The organism is Natronobacterium gregoryi SP2, assembly GCF_000230715.2.
GTDB lineage: Archaea > Halobacteriota > Halobacteria > Halobacteriales > Natrialbaceae > Natronobacterium > Natronobacterium gregoryi.
On the sequence record NC_019792.1, the window covers coordinates 2,340,856 to 2,364,089 of the forward strand.

The 23,234-nt window shown below is 62.3% G+C and carries 19 protein-coding genes and 4 pseudogenes; 10 read left to right on the forward strand and 13 right to left on the reverse strand.

The genetic code is table 11. The features are described 5' to 3' along the window. Positions 1–15 precede the first annotated feature (15 nt). Both NATGR_RS11715 and NATGR_RS11720 read right to left on the reverse strand, forming a co-directional pair. Positions 16–543 carry a hypothetical protein gene (locus NATGR_RS11715; protein ID WP_005579525.1) on the reverse strand — a complete coding sequence of 176 codons (528 nt, stop codon included), beginning with the start codon at positions 541–543 and terminating at the stop codon, positions 16–18. 98 nt (positions 544–641) lie between these two features. Further along, on the reverse strand, positions 642–1,493 hold the full coding sequence (locus tag NATGR_RS11720) for a universal stress protein (RefSeq protein WP_005579526.1): 852 nt from the start codon (positions 1,491–1,493) through the stop codon (positions 642–644). Positions 1,494–1,601: 108 nt separating this feature from the next. On the opposite strand from NATGR_RS11720, the gene mutS reads away from it, so the two are divergent. Beyond that, the gene (gene mutS / locus NATGR_RS11725; protein WP_005579527.1) at positions 1,602–4,244 is read left to right on the forward strand and encodes a DNA mismatch repair protein MutS; all 2,643 of its coding nucleotides are present in this window, start codon (positions 1,602–1,604) and stop codon (positions 4,242–4,244) included. Between the two features lie 155 nt (positions 4,245–4,399). On the opposite strand, the gene NATGR_RS11730 is transcribed toward mutS, so the two are convergent. Beyond that, a complete protein-coding gene (locus NATGR_RS11730) occupies positions 4,400–4,849 on the reverse strand; it encodes an OsmC family protein (protein ID WP_005579528.1) in 450 nt (149 codons plus the stop codon). 196 nt (positions 4,850–5,045) lie between these two features. Then, on the reverse strand, positions 5,046–5,702 hold the full coding sequence (locus tag NATGR_RS11735; RefSeq protein ID WP_005579529.1) for a hypothetical protein: 657 nt from the start codon (positions 5,700–5,702) through the stop codon (positions 5,046–5,048). A 195-nt stretch (positions 5,703–5,897) separates the two neighbouring features. Between NATGR_RS11735 and rqcH the strand changes: the two genes are divergently transcribed. The 4 genes from rqcH to NATGR_RS11755 all read left to right on the forward strand — a co-directional run bounded on the left by rqcH (position 5,898) and on the right by NATGR_RS11755 (position 9,859). Continuing rightward, positions 5,898–8,030: a ribosome rescue protein RqcH gene (gene rqcH, locus NATGR_RS11740; RefSeq protein ID WP_005579530.1), complete on the forward strand. Its 2,133-nt coding sequence runs from the start codon at positions 5,898–5,900 to the stop codon at positions 8,028–8,030. A 65-nt stretch (positions 8,031–8,095) separates the two neighbouring features. Beyond that, positions 8,096–8,536, forward strand: coding sequence for a hypothetical protein (locus tag NATGR_RS11745; protein ID WP_015233616.1), 441 nt, complete (start codon positions 8,096–8,098; stop codon positions 8,534–8,536). Positions 8,537–8,636: 100 nt separating this feature from the next. After that, the gene (locus NATGR_RS11750; protein ID WP_005579532.1) at positions 8,637–9,137 is read left to right on the forward strand and encodes a hypothetical protein; all 501 of its coding nucleotides are present in this window, start codon (positions 8,637–8,639) and stop codon (positions 9,135–9,137) included. Positions 9,138–9,244: 107 nt separating this feature from the next. Continuing rightward, a complete protein-coding gene (locus NATGR_RS11755) occupies positions 9,245–9,859 on the forward strand; it encodes a trimeric intracellular cation channel family protein (RefSeq protein ID WP_049887865.1) in 615 nt (204 codons plus the stop codon). A gap of 132 nt (positions 9,860–9,991) precedes the next feature. Here the strand turns inward: NATGR_RS11755 and NATGR_RS20260 are convergent. Together NATGR_RS20260 and NATGR_RS11765 are read right to left on the reverse strand one after the other, a co-directional pair. Next, a pseudogene (locus NATGR_RS20260) lies at positions 9,992–10,339 on the reverse strand (IS1595 family transposase); the annotation flags it as partial. 50 nt (positions 10,340–10,389) lie between these two features. Then, a complete protein-coding gene (locus tag NATGR_RS11765) occupies positions 10,390–11,274 on the reverse strand; it encodes an IS1595-like element ISNagr10 family transposase (protein ID WP_015233176.1) in 885 nt (294 codons plus the stop codon). Between the two features lie 136 nt (positions 11,275–11,410). Here NATGR_RS11765 and NATGR_RS19450 point away from each other — a divergent pair, with 136 nt between their 5' ends. After that, positions 11,411–11,602, forward strand: coding sequence for a hypothetical protein (locus NATGR_RS19450; RefSeq protein WP_139222412.1), 192 nt, complete (start codon positions 11,411–11,413; stop codon positions 11,600–11,602). Between the two features lie 243 nt (positions 11,603–11,845). Here the strand turns inward: NATGR_RS19450 and NATGR_RS11770 are convergent. Further along, a pseudogene (locus NATGR_RS11770) lies at positions 11,846–12,172 on the reverse strand (helix-turn-helix domain-containing protein); the annotation flags it as partial. Positions 12,173–12,404: 232 nt separating this feature from the next. Here NATGR_RS11770 and NATGR_RS19455 point away from each other — a divergent pair. Further along, positions 12,405–12,548 (forward strand): annotated as a pseudogene (locus tag NATGR_RS19455) (IS6 family transposase); the annotation flags it as partial. Between the two features lie 435 nt (positions 12,549–12,983). Here the strand turns inward: NATGR_RS19455 and NATGR_RS11775 are convergent. Continuing rightward, positions 12,984–14,540, reverse strand: a complete 1,557-nt coding sequence (locus NATGR_RS11775) for a heme-binding protein (RefSeq protein WP_005579540.1) — start codon at positions 14,538–14,540, stop codon at positions 12,984–12,986. 131 nt (positions 14,541–14,671) lie between these two features. Between NATGR_RS11775 and NATGR_RS11780 the strand changes: the two genes are divergently transcribed. After that, a complete protein-coding gene (locus NATGR_RS11780; RefSeq protein WP_005579541.1) occupies positions 14,672–15,196 on the forward strand; it encodes a PadR family transcriptional regulator in 525 nt (174 codons plus the stop codon). 77 nt (positions 15,197–15,273) lie between these two features. On the opposite strand, the gene NATGR_RS11785 is transcribed toward NATGR_RS11780, so the two are convergent. The 5 genes and pseudogenes from NATGR_RS11785 to NATGR_RS18915 all read right to left on the reverse strand — a co-directional run bounded on the left by NATGR_RS11785 (position 15,274) and on the right by NATGR_RS18915 (position 21,479). Then, positions 15,274–16,215 (reverse strand): formyltransferase family protein, encoded by a 942-nt coding sequence (locus NATGR_RS11785; protein ID WP_005579542.1) that lies wholly within the window; start codon positions 16,213–16,215, stop codon positions 15,274–15,276. A 184-nt stretch (positions 16,216–16,399) separates the two neighbouring features. Then, a complete protein-coding gene (locus tag NATGR_RS11790; protein WP_005579543.1) occupies positions 16,400–18,229 on the reverse strand; it encodes a site-2 protease family protein in 1,830 nt (609 codons plus the stop codon). 42 nt (positions 18,230–18,271) lie between these two features. Next, positions 18,272–19,966, reverse strand: a complete 1,695-nt coding sequence (lysS, locus tag NATGR_RS11795; RefSeq protein WP_005579544.1) for a lysine--tRNA ligase — start codon at positions 19,964–19,966, stop codon at positions 18,272–18,274. Further along, positions 19,966–20,700 carry a UMP kinase gene (gene pyrH, locus NATGR_RS11800; protein ID WP_005579545.1) on the reverse strand — a complete coding sequence of 245 codons (735 nt, stop codon included), beginning with the start codon at positions 20,698–20,700 and terminating at the stop codon, positions 19,966–19,968. Before pyrH ends, lysS begins: the two co-directional genes overlap by 1 nt. 74 nt (positions 20,701–20,774) lie before the next feature. Then, positions 20,775–21,479, reverse strand: a pseudogene (locus NATGR_RS18915) (CapA family protein). Between the two features lie 177 nt (positions 21,480–21,656). On the opposite strand from NATGR_RS18915, the gene NATGR_RS11815 reads away from it, so the two are divergent. Beyond that, positions 21,657–22,517 carry a molybdopterin synthase gene (locus tag NATGR_RS11815; RefSeq protein WP_005579548.1) on the forward strand — a complete coding sequence of 287 codons (861 nt, stop codon included), beginning with the start codon at positions 21,657–21,659 and terminating at the stop codon, positions 22,515–22,517. 257 nt (positions 22,518–22,774) lie between these two features. Then, the gene (locus NATGR_RS11820; RefSeq protein ID WP_005579550.1) at positions 22,775–23,014 is read left to right on the forward strand and encodes a DUF7123 family protein; all 240 of its coding nucleotides are present in this window, start codon (positions 22,775–22,777) and stop codon (positions 23,012–23,014) included. Positions 23,015–23,234: the final 220 nt, after the last annotated feature.

Below are 23,234 nucleotides of genomic sequence, written 5' to 3' on the forward strand. Positions count from 1 at the left end.
GCGAGGCGACTCGGATCAAATCCAGAGATAGAGCCCGACGTGGGGGAGCAAGAACCCAACCAGTACTGCTACCGCGGCCGGCGGCGATGCCGCCCAGAGCGCCGAGTAGTCCCCTGCTGGATGGCCGCTGTATACGGTGGTGACCACGTCGAAGACGAGGTAGAAGCCGGTCATCAGGAGCGATATCACGATTACTGACGCGGCTACGCCGTCGAACCCGGCCCGGAGAAGCACCGCCGCGACGCTGACGACGCCGACGGTCTGGACGAGTTCACCGGCACCGACGTACAACTCGAGGTGCCGGTAGTCGGGGTCGTACTCCCGATACCGCTTCTCGTAGCGGTCGAACTGCTCTGGGCTGATCCATTCGTCCCCATCACGGAGCGCGACGTGCTGTGGCACGTCCCCCATCACGATTCTGATGTCCGACGCGGGGACGCCGACGACCCACCGGCCGGCCGCGTAGTGTCCGCACTCGTGGACGAAAATCACGCCCAGCACGACCAGTGCGGACGCGACGAGACTCGAGAGGAGACCGAACATGACTGTTTCATTTTATACGACCTACATAATAGCATCAAACTGTCCGACGAACCACACACGGTAACTCTGGTGATTCGGAGCCGACAGCCAGACTCGAGTCATCGAGGTTCGTCGTCACTCGTTTCCTCGGTTGTCGAACCATCGCTCCGTTCGGCGTTGCGTGTGTCGTGTGGGCCGGAATCGCCGTCGATCTCGACGGCGTCGGCCGCGTCGTCCGTGCCGTGCTCGAGGTACTCTCCACGGATCACGACGACCGGATCGACCGTCCCTCTCGCCAGCGTCTTCGCTCGGTCCCGGAAGATAAACCGACGGATCGACGGTCGACTCTCGCCGACGACCAACAGGTCGTGGTCGTCGGCGGCCCTGAGGATTTCCCGGGTCGGCGAGCCGTCGACGACGACCGAGACGGCGATCCGGTCGCGGTCGACGCCCGTGGCTGTGAGTTTCGCTGCGGCCGTTTCGAGGAGGTCCGTCGCACCCTCTCGGTCGCTTTCGTCCGCGACCACCCGGAAGAACGTCACCTCGAGGTCGGTGACTGCCACCAGCGTTCCGAGGAATCCGGCGATGTACTCGAGGTTGACGTCACTGCGGACGGCGACGAGCACGGACTCGAGTTTCGCGGCGGGGTTGAGCAGTAACACGGCGTCACAGTCCTCGGCGAGTGCGACGCGTTCGAACGTCTGCAGCCGATCGTGGGTGAACACGAGCCGCGTTGAAACGTCCTCGCAGCCGGCGTCCTCGAAGACTGCTCGAAGCGCCTCGAGTTCGGAGCGAACTCGGTCGCCGTACTGGTCGCGCGCCTGGTCGGTGCCGAGCTGGTCCGGGATCGTCCGGTAGGCAAGCAGCGTGACCGGCACCGACGCGAACGCGTCGACGACCGACTGTGGGACGCCTTCGCCGCCGAGGACGTCGACAGGGACGAGCACGCGGTGATCTCGAGAGGCGGCCATCGTCTTCTGCCGAGATACGACGCCCGGCGTAATAGTACCCCGACCGGAACCGACCACGTTCGCCGCGGATCCCGCAGGGTTTTTGCGGTGGAACGCCAGGCATCGCGTATGACAGAGGTGACGGGGATCGTCGGGGAGTTTTTCTCGCTGAAAGAGGAGACGGACGCGGAGTTGCTGGCGATGCAGTGTGGCGACTTCTACGAGTTTTTCGCCGAGGACGCCGAAACCGTCGCGGCCGAACTCGACCTGAAGGTGTCCCAGAAATCCTCACACGGCTCGTCGTACCCGATGGCCGGCGTCCCGGTCGACGACCTCACACCGTACCTGAAGGCGCTTGTCGAGCGCGGCTACCGGGTCGCCGTCGCCGACCAGTACGAGACCGACTCCGGCCACGCCCGCGAGGTCGTCCGCGTGGTGACGCCCGGAACTCTGCTCGAGACGACCGACGCCGATGCCCAGTACCTCGCGGCGGTGGTCGACGGTGCGGCGACGGGCGACGACGGCTACGGCCTCGCGTTCGCCGACGTAACCACTGGACGCTTCCTCGTCGCGGAAGCCGACGACGGCGACGAGGCACTGACGGAGCTCTACCGGTTCGGCCCCGTCGAGGTGCTGCCCGGCCCGGAAGCGCGAACCGACGACGATCTGCTGGGGACGATCAGAGAGCGACTCGACGCCACGCTCACACTCCACGAGACGGAGGCGTTCGCGCCGAAACGTGCGAGCCACGACGTCGGCGACCAGTTCGGCCGGGAGACGATCGATCGGCTCTCGGTCGACGACGCCGCGATCGCAGCGGCCGGTGCCGTCCTCGACTACGTCGCCGAAACCGGGGCAGGGGTGCTCGCCTCGATGACCCGCATCCAGGCCCACCACGGCGACGACCACGTCACACTGGACGCGACGACTCAGCGCAACCTCGAGTTGACCGAGACGATGCAAGGGGACAGCGAGGGATCGCTGTTCGAGACGATCGACCACACCGAGACGAGCGCGGGGCGACGGCTGCTGAAGGAGTGGCTCTGTCGCCCGCGGCGGTCGCTCGAGGTCCTCGAGCACCGTCAGGAGTCGGTCGCCGTCCTCTCGTCGGCCGCGCTCGCTCGAGACGAACTGCAGGATCGACTGGGCGAGGCCTACGACCTGGCGCGGCTGGCCTCGAAGGCGACACACGGCAGTGCGGACGCCCGTGACCTGCTGTCGGTGCGAGACACGCTCGGCGTCTTGCCGACGCTTGCGGAGACGGTCGAGTCCAGCCCCGACCTGGCCGACTCGCCACTCGCCGAGATCGTGACCAGGCCGGACCGCGAGGCCGCTGGCACCCTCGAGCGGACGCTCGAAGACGCCCTCGCCGAGGAGCCGCCGTCGACGGTCACCCAGGGCGGGCTCTTCCAGATGGGGTACGACGACGAACTCGACGAAGTGATCGAACGCCACGAGGAGATCAAGGAGTGGCTCGACACCCTCGCCGACCGCGAGAAGTCCGCACACGGGCTCTCGCACGTCACCGTCGACCGGAACAAGACCGACGGCTACTACATCCAGGTTGGCAAGTCCGCTGCCGGCGGCGTCCCAGACCACTACGAGGAGATCAAGACGCTCAAGAATTCGAAGCGGTTCACGACCGACGAACTCGAGGAGAAAGAACGCGAAATCCTGCGACTCGAGGAACGTCGTGGTGACCTCGAGTACGAACTCTTCGAGCAACTGCGAGAGGAGGTGGCCGACCGCGCGGAACTCTTGCAGAACGTCGGCCGGGCGCTTGCCACTGTCGACGCGCTGGCGAGCTTGGCGACTCACGCCGCCGAGAACCGCTGGGTCCAGCCGGAACTGCACCGTGGTGGTCACCTCGAGATCGACCAGGGTCGACATCCGGTCGTCGAGCAGACGACGGAGTTCGTCCCGAACGACGTCGTGATGGACGAGAATCGAGGCTTTCTCGTGGTGACGGGGCCCAACATGTCCGGGAAGTCGACGTACATGCGCCAAGTGGCGTGTATCGTCCTGCTGGCCCAGATCGGGAGTTTCGTCCCAGCGAAAGACGCCGGGATCGGACTGGTCGACGGCATCTTCACTCGCGTCGGCGCACTGGACGAGTTGGCACAGGGCCGTTCGACGTTCATGGTCGAGATGAGCGAACTCTCGAACATCCTCCACACCGCGACGGAAGACTCACTGGTCATCCTCGACGAGGTGGGCCGTGGCACCGCGACCTACGACGGCATCTCGATCGCCTGGGCCGCGACGGAGTACTTGCACAACGAGGTTCAGGCCAAGACCCTCTTTGCGACTCACTACCACGAGCTGACCGGGCTCGCCGAGGAACTCCCCCGCGTCGCAAACGTTCACGTCGCAGCGGACGAACGGAACGGCGACGTCACCTTTCTGCGAACCATCCGCGACGGCCCCACCGATCGATCCTACGGCATCCACGTCGCCGATCTCGCGGGCGTTCCCGGCCCCGTCGTCGATCGGGCCAGAGACGTTCTCGAGCGTCTGCGCGAGGAGAAAGCCATCGAGGCCAAGGGTGGCAACTCGAGCGAGTCGGTACAGACGGTGTTCGACCTCTCGAGTGGCCAGTTCCGTGGGGAAGCAAGCGCCGACGGCGGTGAGCCGGACGGCAACGCAGAGACGCTCGACGCGGAGATGCGGACGGTAATCGACGACCTCGAGTCGATCGACGTGGCCGAAACCACTCCCGCCGAGTTACTCTCGAAAGTGCAGACGTGGCAGGACCGACTCGAGAGCGAGTGAGCAACGCAGGCCGGCTGTCCGTGGCCGTGTCGCAGACGACGTCTCTCGATTCAAAAAGAGAGAAGTTGACGGACTCATACGGACTGCTGTCCCGATGTCCCGGCGCGACTGCAAGAGCGCGCGGTCACACCGGAACTGACCGACAGCAAACCGTATCAGTGCTCGAGCGCGACGGTCAGTGGCGTCTCGTTCTGGACGTTGTCACTGACTGGACAGCGTTCTTCGACCGCCGCCAGCCACTCCTCGAGGGTTGCCTCGTCGGCGTCGGCGTCGACCGTAATCGTCGCAGTGATCTCCTGGTAGCCGGCGCGAACGTCGTCACGTTTCCCCATGAATTTGGCGGGGTCGAGCTCTCCCTCGAGGTCGATCTCGATGTCGTGTAGTTCGAAGTCGTACTCGTCGGCGACAACGTGGGCGACGACGTTGAGACAGCCCGCCAGCGAGCCGAGCACGTACTCGACCGGGTTCGGCCCGTCGTCGGTTCCACCGAGCGCCGCCGGTTCGTCGACGACGAACTCGAAATCCCGTGCCGAGACCGTCGTTTTCGTCTCGCTTTCGCTGGTCGCCGAAACACTGAACTGCTGTGTCTGTGAGTTATTCGTCATCGTACGAATGTGACCTCGTACACAGTTAATTTTTGCCCCCAGACCACCATGCATGTCCACGGAATTTCCGATTAGCATGCTATTGAAACTCAATGTCGAAGAGACATTGTAATCGCGGCAGTGACGAGTGCCGGCAAACGTGACAGTCGACCGAGAGACGGTCCCGCTTACAGTGTCCCAAGTCACGGAAACGATATCAGTCGATCGTCAACTCGAGTTCGAGCAGCCCGAGATACGAGTCTGCGTTGCCGCTGGTCCGGAACTCGGTCGGCGTCGAGTCGACGTACTGGTAGAACTCCGACTGCGTCGATGGAAACATCGCCGACCCGTCGTCGCTTCGCAGATAGGCTGGCGACGTCGTCGCCGCGAGTCGCTGGGCTCGGTCCTGCCACTCCTCGTCGCCGTAGAGAAAGACGCCAAAGGAGAACCGGCCGCCCGCGAGCGCGGCTTCTTTCGCGTCGAAAAACTCCGACTCGTCGATGCGGTACTCCTCGTCGCTCATCCAGGCGACTGCCGCCAGTCCTTCGGTCCACAGCAGGTAGACGTCCCAGGAGACCGTCCTGTCGAATACCGCCCACGCGTTTCGGGGGCCAACCGTGTCGACCTCGATGCTAAACGCAGGCCGGCCGCGCGATCCCGTCGGCTCGTGGACGAACGTGGCGTCGTGTCCAGGAACCTGGATACCGCGGTCGTGGTAGATCACTCCGCCGGTTGGCACCTCGAGTCCCGCATCTTCGGTGAGATCCGCTACCACGTCCAGAACAGGGAGTCCACCCACTTCCTCGAGGCGGTCGAAGAAAGACGGAATGCGGCGGACGTCCGACCAGGACCGCTGGCGTTCGGGAGCACTCATGGCTGGCGGCGACCCCCTTCTTGGCCCGCGTCGGTTCGATACCGGCGTGTAACGGCGTTTCCCCGCTCGTGAACGGTAGCCACGGCGTTCATATCGGATCGGAACGGGGCGATCCGGATTAGACTTTCTGAAGGCGATCGGGCGGAACGGGCACGGAGCGACACGTCTTTTTGACCGGACCGGGCAGTTTGGGGTATGGATGCAAAGCGGGAGTTCACGAGCGTCGATCTCGCTGCCCTCGTCGAGGAATTTGGAACCTACGAGGGAGCGAAGGTCGACAAGGCCTACCTCTACGGCGACGACCTCGTCCGGCTGAAGATGCGGGACTTCGATCGTGGACGGGTCGAACTCATCCTCGAGGTCGGCGAGGTCAAACGCGCCCACACGGTCGCGCCAGAACGCGTCCCGGACGCTCCTGGACGACCGCCGCAGTTCGCGATGATGCTTCGCAACCGACTCTCGGGAGCGGACTTCGTCGACGTCGAACAGTACGAATTCGACCGCATTCTCGAGTTCATCTTCGAGCGCGACGACGGAACGACCCGGATCATCGTCGAACTGTTCGGCCAGGGCAACGTCGCCGTCACCGACGGCGAGTACGAGGTCATCGACTGCCTCGAGACTGTCAGGTTGAAATCTCGAACCGTCGTCCCCGGTTCGCGCTACGAGTTTCCTGACACCCGGACGAATCCCCTCACCGTCTCCCGGGAGGCCTTCTATCGAGAGATGGACGACTCCGACACGGACGTCGTCCGCACCCTCGCGACGCAGTTGAACTTCGGCGGTCTCTACGCCGAAGAGATCTGTACCCGCGCCGGCGTCGAGAAGGCAATGGACATCGCCGACGCCGACGAAGCCGTCTACGATCGGCTCTACGACGCGATCGAGCGACTCACGATCGACGTCCGTAACTGCAACTTCGACCCGCGCCTCTACTTCGAGAGCGGAGACGAGGAGGACGACGCCGACCGCGTCGTCGACGTCACTCCCTTCCCACTCGAGGAACACGAAGCCGAGGGGCTTGCGGCCGAAGCGTACGACTCGTTTCTCGCGGTGCTCGACGACTACTTCTTCCGACTCGAACTCGAAGAAGAGGACGACTCCGATCCGACCGAGCAGCGGCCGGACTTCGAGGAGGAGATTGCCAAATACGAACGGATCATCGAGCAACAGGAAGGAGCGATTGAGGGGTTCGAGCAGCAGGCAGAGCAACTCCGGGAAAAGGCCGAGTTGCTGTACGCCGAGTACGGACTGGTCGACGAGGTGCTTTCGACGGTCCGTGAGGCCCGCGAGCAGGATCGACCCTGGGACGAAATCGAAGAACGGTTCGAAGAAGGGAAAGAGCGCGGCATCGAGGCCGCAAAAGCGGTCGTCGACGTAGACGGCAGCGAGGGCACCGTGACGGTCACCCTCGACGGCGAGCACGTCGAGTTGGCCGTTCACGACGGCGTCGAACAGAACGCCGATCGACTCTACAAAGAAGCCAAGGACATCGAAGGGAAAAAAGAAGGCGCGCTGGCTGCTATCGAAGACACTCGTGAGGACCTCGAAGAAGCCAAACGCCGCCGCGACCAGTGGGAAGTCGACGACGAAGACGACGGCGACGACGACGAAATCGACGAGGCCGACAGCAAAGATTGGCTCTCGATGCCGTCGGTCCCCATCCGTGAGAACGAACCCTGGTACGACCGCTTTCGCTGGTTCTACACCAGCGACGACTACCTCGTTATCGGCGGTCGCAACGCCGACCAGAACGAGGAGTTAGTGAAAAAATACCTCGAGCCAGGCGACAAGGTCTTCCACACACAGGCTCACGGCGGCCCCGTCACCGTACTCAAGGCGACCGACCCCAGCGAGGCCTCCTCGCACGACATCGACCTCCCGCAGACGAGCATCGAGGAAGCAGCCCAGTTCGCCGTCTCCTACTCCTCCGTCTGGAAGGACGGCCGTTACGCGGGCGACGTCTACGCCGTCGACTCCGACCAGGTCACCAAAACCCCCGAGAGCGGCGAGTACCTCGAGAAAGGCGGGTTCGCGATCCGTGGCGACCGCACCTACTACGACGACACGCCCGTCGGTGTCGCCGTCGGCATCCAGTGTGAACCCTACACCCGCGTAATCGGCGGCCCGCCGTCGGCCATCGAGGGACAAGCCGAGACCACGATCGAACTCGATCCCGGCCGGTACGCCCAGGCCGACGCGGCGAAACGGCTGTACCGGGAGTTCCGCGAGCAGTTCGAAGACGAGACGTTCGTCCGCAAAATCGCGAGCCCAGATCGCATCCAACACTTCATGCCGCCGGGCGGGAGCCGGATCGCCGAGGAGTAGGTTGGCGGGAATTACTTGCAGCAGAAAGCAAAGAACCATACTGTTCGTCGGGGTCGAAATCCTGAATGACGACCCTACCCCGCCGTCGAGTGCTGCAACTCGCCGGCACCGGTGTCGCACTCGCACTGACCGGCCAAGCCGCTGCGAACGACGAGACGGGCGCAGGCGACGAGTACACCGTCGCCCTCTCGGTTGGCGTCGACAGAGACGAGTTCGCCGAGTTGCAAGAAGAGATCGTCGAACGGGTCGAAGAGGCGGAGATCGACGAACCCGAGGCCCAGGAACAACTGGAGGAGAGCCAACTCGAACTCGTCGAAGCGGCGATCGAAGCGGTCGAATCCCAGATCGAGGAGACAGACGACGTGACCGTCGTCGACGCTGCACCCGAGCGCAGTCTCGTCCTCGTCGACGGGACCCCGGCCGCGTTGCTCGAGGCCCTCGAGATCGAGGAGGTAGTCGGAATCGTGCCCGAAGACCAGTTCGACGAGGGCGACGGCGCATCCTGATCGGTCCCGACTGAGCGAGCAGCGCTGCACTCGAGGGCCACACCGAGCCGAAACTTATAGCTCCAGAACACTTTTTACCGATATATTACTCCGATAGTGTATGCCCGGCATCCCCGAACCGGTCGTCGGAAGCGATCCGCTGACCTGGCTCATCGCAGGCAGTCTCAGCGTTCTCGTCGTCGTTCTTTTCGCGTACACCGCCTCGCGGTGGGACGGGTCAGCCGTCGCGGTGGCTGTCGTCGGGGCGGCAGGATACGGTCTTGCTACCGTCGGGCTGTGGGCTGGCGTACGGCTGGCGTTTTATCACTTCGTGCTGGACCCGGTAGCCGAACCGATGCAGTTTGCGTGGCTTCTCGTCTTCGCCGGTGGAACGATAGCAATCTATGCAGCAATTCCGTTCTTCCTGTTTGCCCGGTTCGGTTACGTCGTCCCGATGATCGGCTTTACAGCCATCAGCACGCTCCTGTTCTTTCTATTCCTCCGCGTCGGCGGCGAAACGGACCCGCTCGCCCTGTTCGGCCTCGGATTCGCACCCTTCTTCATCGGCACCCTCCTCGTCCTCGCCGTCCTCGAGGCCGTGGTGAGATCCCTCCTCGGATGACGTGAACTGCCCGCAGGGAAACGTCGCGTTCATTACATCGACTCCCGTGGCCGACAGTAGTGATTTTCGAGGTGCTCGAGACGCTGTTCGACGACCCGTTCGCCGTCATGAACACGATCGGCCTGGTCGCGTTCGCGCTGGTCGGTGCAGCCAAGGCGATCCGCGAGCGGTTCGACCTGTTCGGGGTAACCGTCGTCGGACTCGCGACGGCGTTTGCCGGCGGGATGACGCGGGACCTGCTGGTCAACCGCGTCCCGCTGGCGCTCCGGGCGCTGGACGAGATCGCACTCGGAATGATCGGCGTCGCGCTGGCTATCGGGATAACCGCCGTCCTCGAGTCGCCGGACGAACACCCGATCACGCAGATTTCGGACGCCGTCGGACTCGCCGCGTTCGCGACGACCGGTGCGATCGTCGCGACCGAGGCCGGCCTCTCGAGTTTTGGCGTCGTCGCGATCGCGACGATCAACGCGGCCGGCGGTGGCGCAGTGGCGGACATCCTGCTCGATCGGTCGCCGTTCATCCTGTTCGACGACTTCTACGCGAGCTGTGCGGTACTCGGCGGGACTAGCTACTGGCTGCTGACGGCGGTCGGTGGCGGCGCGGAGGCTTTCGCGCCGGCCGCGTGTGCAGCGGTGACGGTCGGAACGCGACTTGCGGCGGTCACGTACGGCTGGTCGCTGCCGTCGGTCCAGGTGCTCGGGCTGGTACGTGAGCAATGAAATAGGTGAATTCTATGTTCGCTCTTGTTGCGTAGATTGTTAGTGAATCATGCAATTTCGAGAGTTATTTTCAGTGTTTATTTGTCTGGTTTTCGATAGATGTGGCAGCAGAACTGGAACACTTGGAGAGACGGCAAGTCGGAGTCGAATTGTCGATTCGTCGGTGCTTTCGCTGGCAGTACGTAGTGCTCGCCGGTGCCGCGATCAGCCAGAATAACTGCGAGTGTCTTGTCCTGACATCTGTTTCTCGCTCGCGCGTCAGACCACGCGAGCGCGACCGACCGTCGCGCTTGCGGCCTTTTCCCAGATTTCATGTACAGTTCGTTGATCTCGGCCGGCACTTTCGAGTTGTGACCGAGGCGTGTCCCGTGTCCAGTGACCACAGGAAACATTGGATGCGCCGATAGACTTTCTTGGAAGGGACGGTACTTCAACGTCTAACTGTCAATGACTGGTATTGAAACGGATATAGATGTAGACGGTGAAGTCCACTTCCCGAGTTCGCTCTTGTGAAGGACATTGTTGGTGAGTCAGAGAACAGTTCGAACGATGTCTTTCAGGGCTTTTCGACCGGGTTTGCGTAGGATTTTCCGACGAAATTCGAAGAGTCTGAGATACGTGGTGAGTTTGTCCTTCGAGATACCTCGATGCGGCGAGAGCCACCGTCGCGCCAGCGACGCGTGGCTCTCGCACGTATTCACGTGTACATCTCCATCAACGTACTCTCCCTCGCCGTGAATAACCGCTTCTCGCTGGTACGTTTCGTCCGTCTCTAACGGGTCGTAGGCACGAAAGCCGTCGGTATAGACTGTCAGCGACTCCTCCTCGTGGGAATCGAGGAGGAGTCGCACAGCCGATTCGTCGGCGGATTTCGACGGGATGACGTATCGCTGATCGCTACCGCGATCAACGAGGACAAACACAGGTGGCTTGTCTTCGTCGTAGTTTCCTCTGCCACGTTTCGAGAGACCACGCGAGCGCGACTCCTGGTCGCGCTCGCGGCCTTTCTTTCCGGCAGAAACGTAGAACTCATCGATCTCGACGGGGCCAACGAGATCGAGCTGAGGCGCGTCGAGCGTTCTGGCGAAACGCTCGACGCGCCGGTGAAGCGATCGGTAGGAGACGTCGATTTCAGCGTCTAACTGGCGGATACTCGTGTTGAATCGGAGCAACGAGTAGAACGCGAACAACAGCTTGTCAAGGCCGATCTTCGCGTGCGCGAAGATCGTGCCGGTCTTGTCGTTGAACGTGCGTCCACAATTTTTACAGCGATACCGCTGATACTCTCGATAGCTGCCGTACTTGATCACCGATTCAGACTGGCAGCGCGGGCACTGGAGGCCCTCGCGCCAGCGAACCTGCTCCAGCAGGTTCGCGGCGCTCGCCTCTGAGCGAAACACTTCAACTGGGAACATAGTCGGGTGGTGCTGACGCATCACCCTTGCCCGCTACGCTTTCACAGCGCCAGCTCTGTTCGACCAACAATCTGCTTCCGAAGAGCGAAGAACATAAATAGAATCCTGAAAAGTATAGATTAGAATATAATTGAGTATGTCAAAAATCAATTTTAATTACCCAGAAGGAGTGTTTTTAATATTAGGTGTTGTGCTAATGGTGACTCCAAGATATATACTTCCAGTTTTTGGATTTAACCAGCAACCATGGACACCAATAGTGATATATGTTGGTGCAGCTATGATATTTATAGGGATATTCATCACAATTATAAATAATATCAGGTAGTATCAGGTACGAACAAGACCCATTGCAACGTTTGCTAACTTCATCCCACAATCGGCACTCAGGTCCGCTTCTATACACCGCGAGCCACTCGATGACTGACTTGTTTCGACCAAAACGACGGTGACCCTGTCAAAATTGAGTATCTATCAGAAGAGACGCGCGATAGACGAGAACCAGTTGAGAGTAAATTAGATCGGTTCTCGAGGCGACTGTCCGAAGAGTGGCTACTCAGAGAAGACCTTTCTCCTGTGCTTTCCAGGGCTGTCCCTCCCGGAGAAGTCTTAACAGACGCTCTTGTTCCTCGTCACCGAGCTTCAGGGGTCTGCCGCCCCCGAAGTTCGGTGTCAACTGCCCAAGTCCGCCATCGTTCCACCGACGTTCCCAGCGACTTCCAGTCGACGCAGATTTGCCAACGTCATCGGCTGTTTCCTCGTACGTTGCGCCCTTGTAGAGGCGTTTGACAAAGGAGAACCGCTTGATGATCTTTGGATCGTCTTCTTCGTCCAGCAGACGATCCAATTCCTCCTCACTCAGATGACGACCGAGATCGCCTCGCCGGTCGCCTCCCAATACTCGCCCATCTCAGTCCATGCCCATAACTTCCGTCATTCATTACAGCAGGTTCGCGGCGCTCGCCTCTGAGCGAAACACTTCAACTGGGAACATAGTCGGGTGATGCTGACGCATCACCCTTGCCCGCTACGCTTTCACAGCGCCAGCTCTGTTCGACCAACAATCTGCTTCCGAAGAGCGTACTATTACTGAGGGTTGTGGGGAGGATAGCCTAGTTAAATACTATTAGACTGTCTCAATGCGGATCTACCGCTTTCAGTCTTCCTGGCGGGGCAATCCAGCCAGCGCAAGACGCTTCAGACACCACTATAACCACGACCGACCAAATCAAGCGCTCAATGGCCGAACACCAGCTAAGCAGGTGCTGAACTAGTAGTGCCCCAAGTCTACTCTGACTAGTACGCTCTACTCCTGATCGAAAGTCGTGATCGGTTTGGGCCAACTCTCAACCAGTCGGTCCACACTTGGGATAGTACTAGTACTCCACCAAGCGTCGGCTGATGGGTGAAACCAGACGACTGCATTCGGTTTCACTCATCCGTTCAGGCTTGCCAAAGCACTAGTACCGTCCCAACCGTCGACTGACGGGTCGAATCGAGCCACACCGCCAGATTCGACCCATCAGTTCAGGCTTTGCCCGCCACTAGTACCGCCGATCGCCGACCCAGTTCTGACGATCGGTGATAAGTGACGACAGAAAACCGTCCGGCAGCAAACCGTCTCGGGGCGGTTCTGTTCGCGGCGGCGCGGCCACAAAGCGGTTCTGATCGGGCCGGAGAGAGCGAGGCCTCGAGGAAAGTGAGCGTCTTCAGGCCAGGAAGACGTGTCGCGGTCGGTCGGCGAGGATGTCACGACCGTAGTCGACCGTCTCGGAGAAGGCGTCGCTACGGAAGAACGCCATAGCGTCCTCGCGGGAGTCCCAGCGGCTGGCGATGAACATGTCGTTTTCGTCTTCCCGATTGACCAACAGGTCGGTCTTGCGGTGGCCGTCCATGTCCGCGAGGATGCCGGTGACGTCGCCAAAGGTATCGACGAAGTCCGCTCGGTGGTCTGGTTCGACGGTATAGAACATCCCCATCGTTCCCCAAGAGTCGTCGCTCGCGGGGCTGTCGCCCCGCTCGCCATCGGCGCCAGCAGGCGCCCCTTCGTCGCCGGCCTGACGGACGACATCGGGGAGGTCGGCGAGGAACCCAGCAGCTGTGTCCGCGGCACTCTCGGTCTCCCAGAGACTGACGACTGCGGTCTCGGCGTCCTCGTCGCTGATTTCGGATTCGTACACTGCCGTCTTCACGTGGGTGTCGTAGTGGTCGAAGTTCGTCCTGAGACCGTCGACCTCCTCGAATAGCTCGTCGGGGTCGGCGTCCGAGTAGAGCACGACAGCGTGGACGTCCTCGCCGTGTGGCTGACCTGCGTAGACGCCCTGCTCCTCGAGTTCGTCGCGGACGTCCTCGGCGTGGGTACTACTGGGTGGTCCACCAGCGTCGTCGTCCGAACTGTCTGGACGGCCCTCGCCGTGGGGGTGACTGCTCTCGCCGGCGTCGGCGTCTGCATCTGCATCTGCATCTGCGTCGTCCGCTTCGACAGGGACTGCCTCGCCGGCCATGTAGGCGTCTAGATCGTGTGGTTCGAACCGTCGACCGACGTAGAACCGGCCGAACTCGGCGTACTTCGAGGTTGAGGGATCGAACCGCATCTCGGCGAGAAGGTGTTTGATGTGTGCTGGATCGTCCGCAAACAGCGAGACGCTCCACTCGTAGTCGTCGAAGCCGATACTCCCGGCGGTGATCTGGCTGACTTTCCCACCGTAGCTGCGGCCGATGTCGCCGTGAGAGCCCATGTGCTCCGAGCGTTTCTCGAACGGCAGGTCGTACCAGTTGAACTCCGGATCGCGTCGCTTCTCCATCGGGTAGAAGTTGACGTACTCGGCGTCGGGAATCTTCGGGTAGAGCTTCTGCTCGAGATACCGCGAGAGGCCCGTACTCTCGACTTCCTCGTCTTCCTCGAAGTAGGCCTCGGTCACGTAGTCCGATACTTCGGCGACCGAGACGTAGGAGTCGGTGCGTTCGGTGAACTCGGCGAACGCCGTCCCATCGAACTGGCGGCCGAGCCGCTCGACGTCGGCCATCGTCGGCCGAATGTGCATGAAAAGCAGGTCCGCTTCGTGACCGAGCATGGCGAAGGTTGCGGAGTCGCCGTCCTCGGCGTCGGCAACGGACTCGCAGTCGGCGAGAAACGCCGCTCCGTCTTCGAGTGCGCGTTCGCGGACGTGGTCGGGAGCGTCCCGCCAGGCGTCCCAGTCGACCGTCCGGAAGTCGTGCAGAACGTACCATCCTTCTTTCGTACGCGGTGGTGTCCGTCGTTCCATAGTCGGTGATTAGGAGGCGACCGACAAGAAGGAACTGCTTCGTTTTCAACAGCCAGTATTCGGAGGGAGCCGGAAGACAGGTTGCTGGTGACCGAAACCCTTTATGTACGCCCGTTTCAATCACGGATCACATGCGGAAAAGTGGGCCGCCGAAAGGACTCATCGCCTATCTCGTGCTCGAGTTACTCGAGGAGCGGCCGCGGTACGGGTACGAGATTCTCAAGGAAATCAAAGACATCAGCGGCGGTCACTGGGAACCATCCTACGGATCGGTCTATCCGATCCTCTATAAGTTCGAAGAGAAAGAGTGGGCTGAACGAATCGAACGCGAGGACGAACCCGACCGGAAGTACTTCGAACTCACCGATGACGGACGCACGGAACTCGAGGAGAGACGGGAAGAGAGCGCGGAGAAAGGACGCGACTTTGCCGACGTCATCCTCGGCTTCTTTCACGTGTACGCGGCGTTCTCCACCGACGACCGTTTCGAGATTCCGGAACGTGAAAACGAGTGGCTGTTCGACGAGGAGTTCAGCAGGTGGGTCGTCGAACAGGTCGTTCGCCACCACGAACACTACTTCGATACCGAGTTCGAACGGATCGACGACACGCCAGCGGAGTTCTACGCCCGTCACGGGATCGACCGCGAGGAGTGATTCGGTCCGCTGACCCGACGTGCAACCGAAAGACACACCACATCCGACGGCAAGCGATTCTCGCCGAGCAGTCGCCGTCACTCCCTCGCGTCGATTCGCGGCTCCGTCTCCGGCCGACTATCCGGACTGGGTCGCTCGCCCGCCGTTTCGTGTCGCTCGAGTCGCTTCCGAACCCGTCCCGCGACGTTCTTCGCGAGGACCCGCGTCGCGAACGGCAGTGACCGTCGTTGTTTGCGGTAGTAGAAGTCACCGAGGCGGTGGTCCGGGACTGACTCGGGTTCGAACGTCGGCTCCTCGAATCTGCCGACTCCCTCGGCCAGGAGTCGGATCTGAACCGTCGCGAGGCGGTCGAACACGTCCCAGAGCGTGTAACAGTCCTCGAGTGACACCTCCTCGTAGGCGACGATTTCGCCGCCGTCGATCGACTCGTCTAGCCGCTGGAGCGTCGAGCCGGCTCGAGCCTGCCCGTCGTGGAAGATCGCCGGCGGCCCAAGTCCGCGATACTCGCGGATGTCCGCAGGATGGAAACTGACGACGCCGTGTTCCGGGGCAGTTAGGACGTCACCACGAACGAGGCCGAAGCCGAAGCGAACGACGATGTCACACCGCTCGGCGAGTTCGTCGACGGCGTCGTCGGGAAGTTCGTTCCAGCCGTCGGCGGTCACGGGCGTACACTCGATCCGGTCGATGTCGGCGAGCGCGTCGACGTTCTCGACCGAATGGCGGTGCCACAGTGGCTGTTCGTCGCCGAGCAGTCTGCCGAGGGTTCGCTCCGCGAGGACGAACGTCCAGGCGCGTTCCTTCCGGGAGACGCCGACGAACTCGCGGACGTCCGCGAGCGTGAGCCGGTCTTTCGAGTTCCACGACTCGTCCTCGTCGTCGGTATTGGCGGCGTTTTGGACGACCAGCGAGAGTTCGACCCCTGGCTGCTCGCGCAATCGCTCTATCGCGCGGACCTGCCACTCGTAGAGAAACGCCTCCGTCAGGACGCCGACCGTCGTTGGATTGGCAGCGGACATTCGCTCGCCTAGATACGTCTCTCTCGTCTCTTAGTTAGCCGGCCGCCTCCGTCGTCGCCGTCCCGGTACCGAGCGATTACACGTTCGTCCTGCCGAGTAGGGAGAGCTGAAAGCGCTACGCCGGTCGGCGCTGCCGGCTGTCGGCCGGGTGGAGTTGCAGACGAATCCAGGCCGGGACGAGTGCTTAGCCAGCGAGCAGTGGGGGTGCAAACAGCATTGCGAGGAAACTGAACAACATAGTGAGTCCAACAGAGGTCGTCACCAGCCGGACCATCCGGCGGGTACCCTCGATCGGAAGCCGCGAAACGACTGCCTCCGTGCTGGTCCGGAGGATGTGACCGCCATCCAGCGGGAACGCCGGAATACAGTTGAAAAAGCCAAGCTGGACGTTGATCCAGCCGGTCCAGAACAACAGATTAGCGAGGACGAACACCGTCGAATCGCCGACAGCGGCGAACGACCCCTGGACCTGGTAGAAGTTCTCGATACCGCTCGTAAAGCCCGCGAAGTTGAACGGAAGCGTGCCGAAGACTCCGATAATCGGCAACAGTATGGCGATACCGATCTTGCCGAGGAAGCTGTCGGCGAACGCACCGAAGCTACTCTCACCGTCACCACCGAGCACCGCCAGATACTCCTCGGCCGGATACAACTGGACGCCGAGTGGCTCCGCCGAGAAACCCGAGACGCCCTGGGCAGCGTGGAAGCCGACAGTGCCACCACCGGTCACCTGACTCCGATCACCGAGCGTCACGTCGTACTCGACGCGGTCACCCTCGAGATAGCCCGCTATCGAAGCCTCGTCACCGGGATCGGTCGTCGCGAGCCGATCGTTCAGTTCGGCTTCCGAGTGAACTCGCTCCCCGTCGAACGCCGTGATGATGAGTTGGCCGGTCGGCGCGCCGGCGTCGTCCAGCGGTCCACCGTCGGCGACCTCGACGAGTGCACCGATCGGTACCTCGCGCTCGAGTTCGCCGTCACCCGCGTCGACTGCGAGCGTCGCAACGTCGTCCTCGCCGACGGCCTCGATCAATTCGCCCTCGGTCGCGACCTCCTGGCCGTCGACCGCGGCGATTACGTCGCCGCGCTCGAGGTCGATCGCGTCGGTGTCGACGGCTGCACTGACGAGTAACGATCGGTCGACGTCGACCGGCCGTTCGCCGTTCAACTCGACAGTGATTCGGTCGGTGTCGGTCGCTTCGATCTGATCGGCGAGTTCTTCGTTGTCGTCGATCGAGACTCCCTCGACCGCGGTGATGCGGTCGCTGGGTTCGATACCCGCATCGTCTGCGGGCGTTCCCGGTTCGACGCCGCCGACGGCAGCGCCGGGAGCGACGGCGATCGATCCCGCAATCGGACCGAAAAGCAAGGCGAAAGCCACGAGCGTGATCGCGAAGTTGTTCGTGACGCCGGCAGCGAACATCCGAGTCTGGCCGCCTCTCGAGGCTTCCTTGCTGCTTTTCTGGTCGGGTTCGACGAACGCACCGAAGGGGATGATCGCGAGCATCGCGATTCCCATCGACTCGATGTCGATGTCTTCGACGCGACAGAGCAGGCCGTGCCCGCCCTCGTGGACGACCAGTCCGACGAGGAGTCCGAAGACGAGCCCTGGCGTGGCCGACAGCGGCAAGAAGTCGTTGACCCCTGGAATGACGAGGACGTTCTGTGGCTGCTGAACTTCCGTCGGCTGTGGCGCAGAGAGCGCGCTGACGGCCGCCAGCAGGAGGAATCCGAACATCGTGACCATCACGACCAGCGAGATGCCGATACCGACGTTCGCCCAGGCCCGCCAGAACCGCTTCGGGCCGGAAAGCCAGTCCAGAAACTCTCTGCCTCGCGTCGTATGGAACGTCAGTATCGGCCCCTGCGCACCGACGAACTCGGGGAGGAGGTCGGCTTTCCTGAGTGCGATGATCCCCGCCCAGTAGATTGCCAGGCCAACGACGGCCCACGTCAACAGCTCCGAACCGAAGAGTTCGGGCAGTGAGACGGCAGCAACGAAACCGTAATCCATTGTTCTACCACAGGGGTGGCGTTCTCAAATGGCTTTTGTTGCTTACCGTTCGCGTCGCAGTCGAGCGACGACGAACTCCCGGTCGACCTTCGCGAGGAACGGACCGAGCTTCGGCCCCTGATCCTCGTCGAAAAACAGGCGATAGCCGGCCGCAAAGAACTCGCTGACGTCGACATCGTGGCGCTTTGCCGTTTCGTAGATTTCGCCCTGAAGCTCCTCGGAGTCGACGTCTTCGTCGGCCGCGACGAAGTCTGCCAACTCCTCGAGTGCCGTCTCGGTTGCCTCGTCGAAGTCGTGGGCAGGGATCTCGGTCCGTTTGAGTTCGTAGTCGAACTCGTTTGCCGTTCGGCGGGCCCAGTTGCGTGCGCGTCCGACGCGGGCGAGTGCGCCTTCGACGGCCCACTCGGGTGCATCCTCGGGGATGTGTCCTTCGCGGCGAGCGATCTCTTCACGGAGGTCGGGATCGTCGGTCATGCCGAGCACGGCAGCGAAAGTGTATGGGAGACGAATCCGCTCTTTACGGGGTTCGTCCACGAGCAGCGGATAAACCCGTTCGGCGAAGGCCTCCTCGTCCTCGTCGGCTTCGATCTCGTCGAAGTAGATCCGCTCGAGTCGATCGAACTCGTCGACCAACTGATCGAGACGTTCGATGCTGAAGTCCCGCGCTCTCGAGGGATCTTTCGCGAAGAAGTACCGCAGCACTTCGGGTTCGAGCAACTCGAGGACGTCCGAGACGAGGATGACGTTACCCGCAGACGAGGAGAACGGCTCGCCATCGAGGGTGAACCACTCGTAGACCATCGGCACGGGTGGTTCGGTCTCGAAGACGTTTCGTGAGACATCCTCGCCGCTGGGCCAGGAGCCCTCGGCGTGGTCTTTGCCGAACGGCTCGAAGTCGACGCCGAGTTCTCTCCACTGGGCTGGCCACTCGAACCGCCAGGGCATCTTGCCCTCGCGGAGGGTGGCGGTCCCCTCGTGGCCACAGCCGTCGATCGTCTGATCGCCTGCGTCCATGTCGGTACACTCGTAGTCGACCGTCGGCTCGTCGCCCTCGAGGTCGACGCTCGTCACCGTCTCGGTGATCTTCCCACACTCTTTGCAAAGCGGGTTGAACGGGACGTAGTCCTCGTCGACCTTGTCCTGGTACTCGGAGAGGACCTCGCGGGCGCGGTCACGGTGCTCGAGGACGAACCGGGTCACGTCCTCTAGCTCGCCGTTCTCGTAGAGTTCGGTGTTCGAGATCAGGTCGATCGGGACGTCGACGGCGTCGGCGCTGTCGACGATGATTTTCGAGAAGTGGTCGCCGTAGGAGTCACAGCAGCCGAACGGGTCCGGAATGTCGGTGTATGGAGCACCCAGGTTCCGCCCGAGTGCGCCAGCGTCGACCTCGCCCAGATCGACGAGGTTCCCCTCGAGGTCACAGAGGGTCCGCGGGAGCCCACGAAGCGGGTCGCGGTCGTCGGCGGTGAACACCTGCCGGACCTCGTAGCCGCGTTCTCGCAGTGCCTCGGCGACGAAGTAGCCACGCATGATCTCGTTGACGTTGCCGAGATGGGGGACGCCAGAGGGTGAGATACCGCCCTTGACGACGATCGGTTCGTCGGGATCTCGAGATTCGATGCAGTCAGCGACTGTATCTGCCCAGAACGCGTGTTGGCTTTCGATATCGTCGCGCTGTAGGGTGTACGGGCTAATCGCTGTCTCCGTTCCGTCGCTTGGCATGGTGTCGTCGGTCATTACTCGCGTCCGTCTTCGTCTCCGGCCCAGTAAGTCGGTTCCTCGCCGACGCCGTCCGGGATTACGTCGGTTCCCTCGTGATCGCCGTGACGAACCGCACGGGCGATCCGGTCGGGGTCGGTACCGTCGAGGACGATCGTTCGCATCCCCGAACGCTCGATGATCTTCGCCGCGAGCAGGTCGACGGGTGCGGACGCGCCGGCGGTCATCTCGAGATCGGCGATGACGTCGACCAATTCACTCGCCGAAAGGTCGTCGTACTTGGTCGCGTCGTCGGCTTCGTTGGGATCGTCACTGTAGACGCCGGGAACGCTCGTCGCGTAGACCAGCAGGTCGGCGTCGATGTACTCTGCGAGGGCAGCACCGACGGCGTCGGTCGTCTGTGCAGGTGCGACGCCGCCCATGACCGAAACGTCGCCCCGGCGAAGCGCCTCGCCGGCCTCGTCGTAGTCTTTTGCGGGAGCAGTGACGGCGTCCCCGCCCAGTGCTGCGATGAGCAGGCGGGCGTTGAGCCGCGTGACGTCGATCCCCAACTGATCGAGTTCGATCTCGTTTGCACCCAGCTCTCGGGCTGCTCCGATGTATTCACGCGCGACGCCGCCCCCACCGACGACGGTGCCGACCCGACAACCACCCTCGACGAGGCCCTCGATGACGGCAGCGTGTTCGGCCACCCGATCCGCACCCGGCTCGGGCACGAGCACGCTCCCGCCGATAGAAACGACCACTTTCATGCTAGTCCGGTGTAGCCGGGTTGCTATCTTAAGGGTTGTCAAGTGGCGAGCGAGCGTGTCAGCCCACGCAAACGTCACGGCCGCTCGAGTTCGACCACGAGCGTCTCTCCATCGCGGTCGAACTCGGTCCCAGACGGGTGAGAGAGCGTTCGCATCTGCTCGCGAGACCACTCGGCGGCGTCGGGTGGCTCTACCACCATGTTCGGTCCCCAGTGTAGCGAGGCGACGAGCAGATCAGGATCGCAGGCCGCTGCACGCTCGAGTCTGTCGGTTCGTCTCGTCTATCTCGATCCAGGCGGTGCCGGACGACTCCTCGCCCGCCGCGTACTCTCGTGTGTTATCCGGTAGCGAGATCACGGCGACCTCGAGATCGCCCACAAGCAGACTGCGGGCTCGAGCGCCTCGGCGATCGTCTCGCCGGCACCCGCTCGTTCGATCTCTGCCTCGTCGAGATGTTCGAGCGTCTCCCGCAAGGCGACTTCCTCGTAGTCGACCACGTGGTTGTTCGCCAGCGCACAGACGTCGACACCGGCTTCCTCGAGTGCCGGGACCGCCCAGTCGGAGTCGGCCCGGAAGTGGAACGGACGGTTTGTTCGTCGCCACTGCTGCCCGCGCGACGAGAGACAGCACTCGAGATTGACGACGAGTGCGTCGAGGCCCTGGGGGCGCTCGAGGACGGACCGCCAGACTGCGCTGGGTGGTCGGCCCCGGTGTCGGTCGTCGACCAGCCGGCCGAGCATGACGTTGCCCGTGAATCCGATCCGAAACGTGTGTGGCACGTGTGGTCGTCCACTAACAGTGGATACAACCGTCGAAGATCGTTTCGAACGACTGGTGTGACGGTTCGATGGTGCGACCGGACGACGGCCCGCGTCGTCCCCGACAGCGGCCGCCACAGACCACGTTCTCCGGGCGTCGATAGCTACAAATCCCGCCCTCACCATGTTCCAGACAGCATGCACGTACTCGGTGTCACCGACCGTGGCGCAACCGACGACGCCGTCGAGCGAGTCGTCGATCGGGTCGTCGACAGGCTCTCACGGAACGGACGCGTCGGGGTCGTCAGATACGACGCAACGATCGCCGACGGAACCCACGCCTCTCGGCCCCACGAGCCGATCGCCCTCGGCGGTGACGTCACCTACGATCTCGGTGCCGACGGCGACTGGACGGCGACGGGCACGGGGATGACCGTCGGCGACGCGCTCGACCGACTCGCGATCGACTGCGACTACGCGATCGTCGTCGGCATCTCGGAGTTACAGCATCCCACGATCGCCGTCGGAACGGACGCTGCTACGCTCGAGCCCGACGGCGACTCGCTGCTTGCAGCCGTCGAATCACCCGGCGAACTCGCAGCCGACGATGTCGACGCAGACCTCGTCGACGCTCTCGAGGCGACCGAACCCTACGAAACCCTCGAGGCGCTCGTCGAACGCGTCAAACGCTCGCCGAAAGCCGACCGGTCGGGCGCGGTTGCGACCTTTACCGGCCGCGTTCGGGCGAAAGAGAGCGAAGACGACGCCCGCACGGAGTATCTCGAGTTCGAGAAGTACGAGGGCGTCGCCGACGAGCGACTGGCGACCATCGAGACGGAACTCGAGGAGCGCGAGGGCGTTCTCGAGGTCGAACTCTACCACCGAACCGGCGTCGTCGAGGACGGCGAGGACATCGTCTTCGTCGTCGTGCTTGCGGGACACCGGGAAGAGGCGTTCAGAACCGTCGAAGACGGTATCAACCGGCTGAAAGACGAGGTCCCGCTGTTCAAGAAAGAAGTGACTGTCGAGGACGAGTTCTGGGTGCACGACCGGCCCTGACCTCCTTTCGTTCTCCCATACTACTGTCGTATGTAGTCAGAGTCAGCCCGAACAGACCGATCATCGATCGTGGTTGTTACGCTCGAGATAATACGTTAGCTGGGGCTATAAAACGAATGGGTGGCTCTCTGGCGGTGGTAAAATATTTCGTAAACCGGAATAAAACCTGGATTACCGTCGAAATAACTGAACGCGGCTGAAATGCTGCTAATCGTCCTGGCTTTATAACATATCCTCGTTCCAAGACGGCAACGTCGATGAGTACGACATCACAACCCTCCACGGAAACCAAGGAACGCCGCCTGAAACGCTATCTGCGTGAACGCGTCGAAGACGGAGAGATGTACTTCAAAGGGAAGTTCATCTCCGACGACGTCGACCTCTCCCCCAAAGAAATCGGCGCGCTGATGGTCAAACTCTCCGACTCGGCGTCCGATCTCGAGATCGAGAAGTGGTCGTACACGAGCGCGACGACGTGGCGAGTCGAGCCCGCCTGAGACGGACTGCTGGCCCGATGTCCCGGTGCGACCGCGCGCTCCTGCGGTCGCGCCAGAACTGACTGACAACAAACCGTCTGAGACGGGCTGTTCCGCCAGACCAGTGTAACCCACGAGTGCCCGCGACTGCGTCGGAGTTGGCGGACGGCGGTCCGTACGATCCTCCTCTATGCCGCCTCGGACGGTCTCCCCGCCGCCCGACTTTCACGGAGGAGTCGTT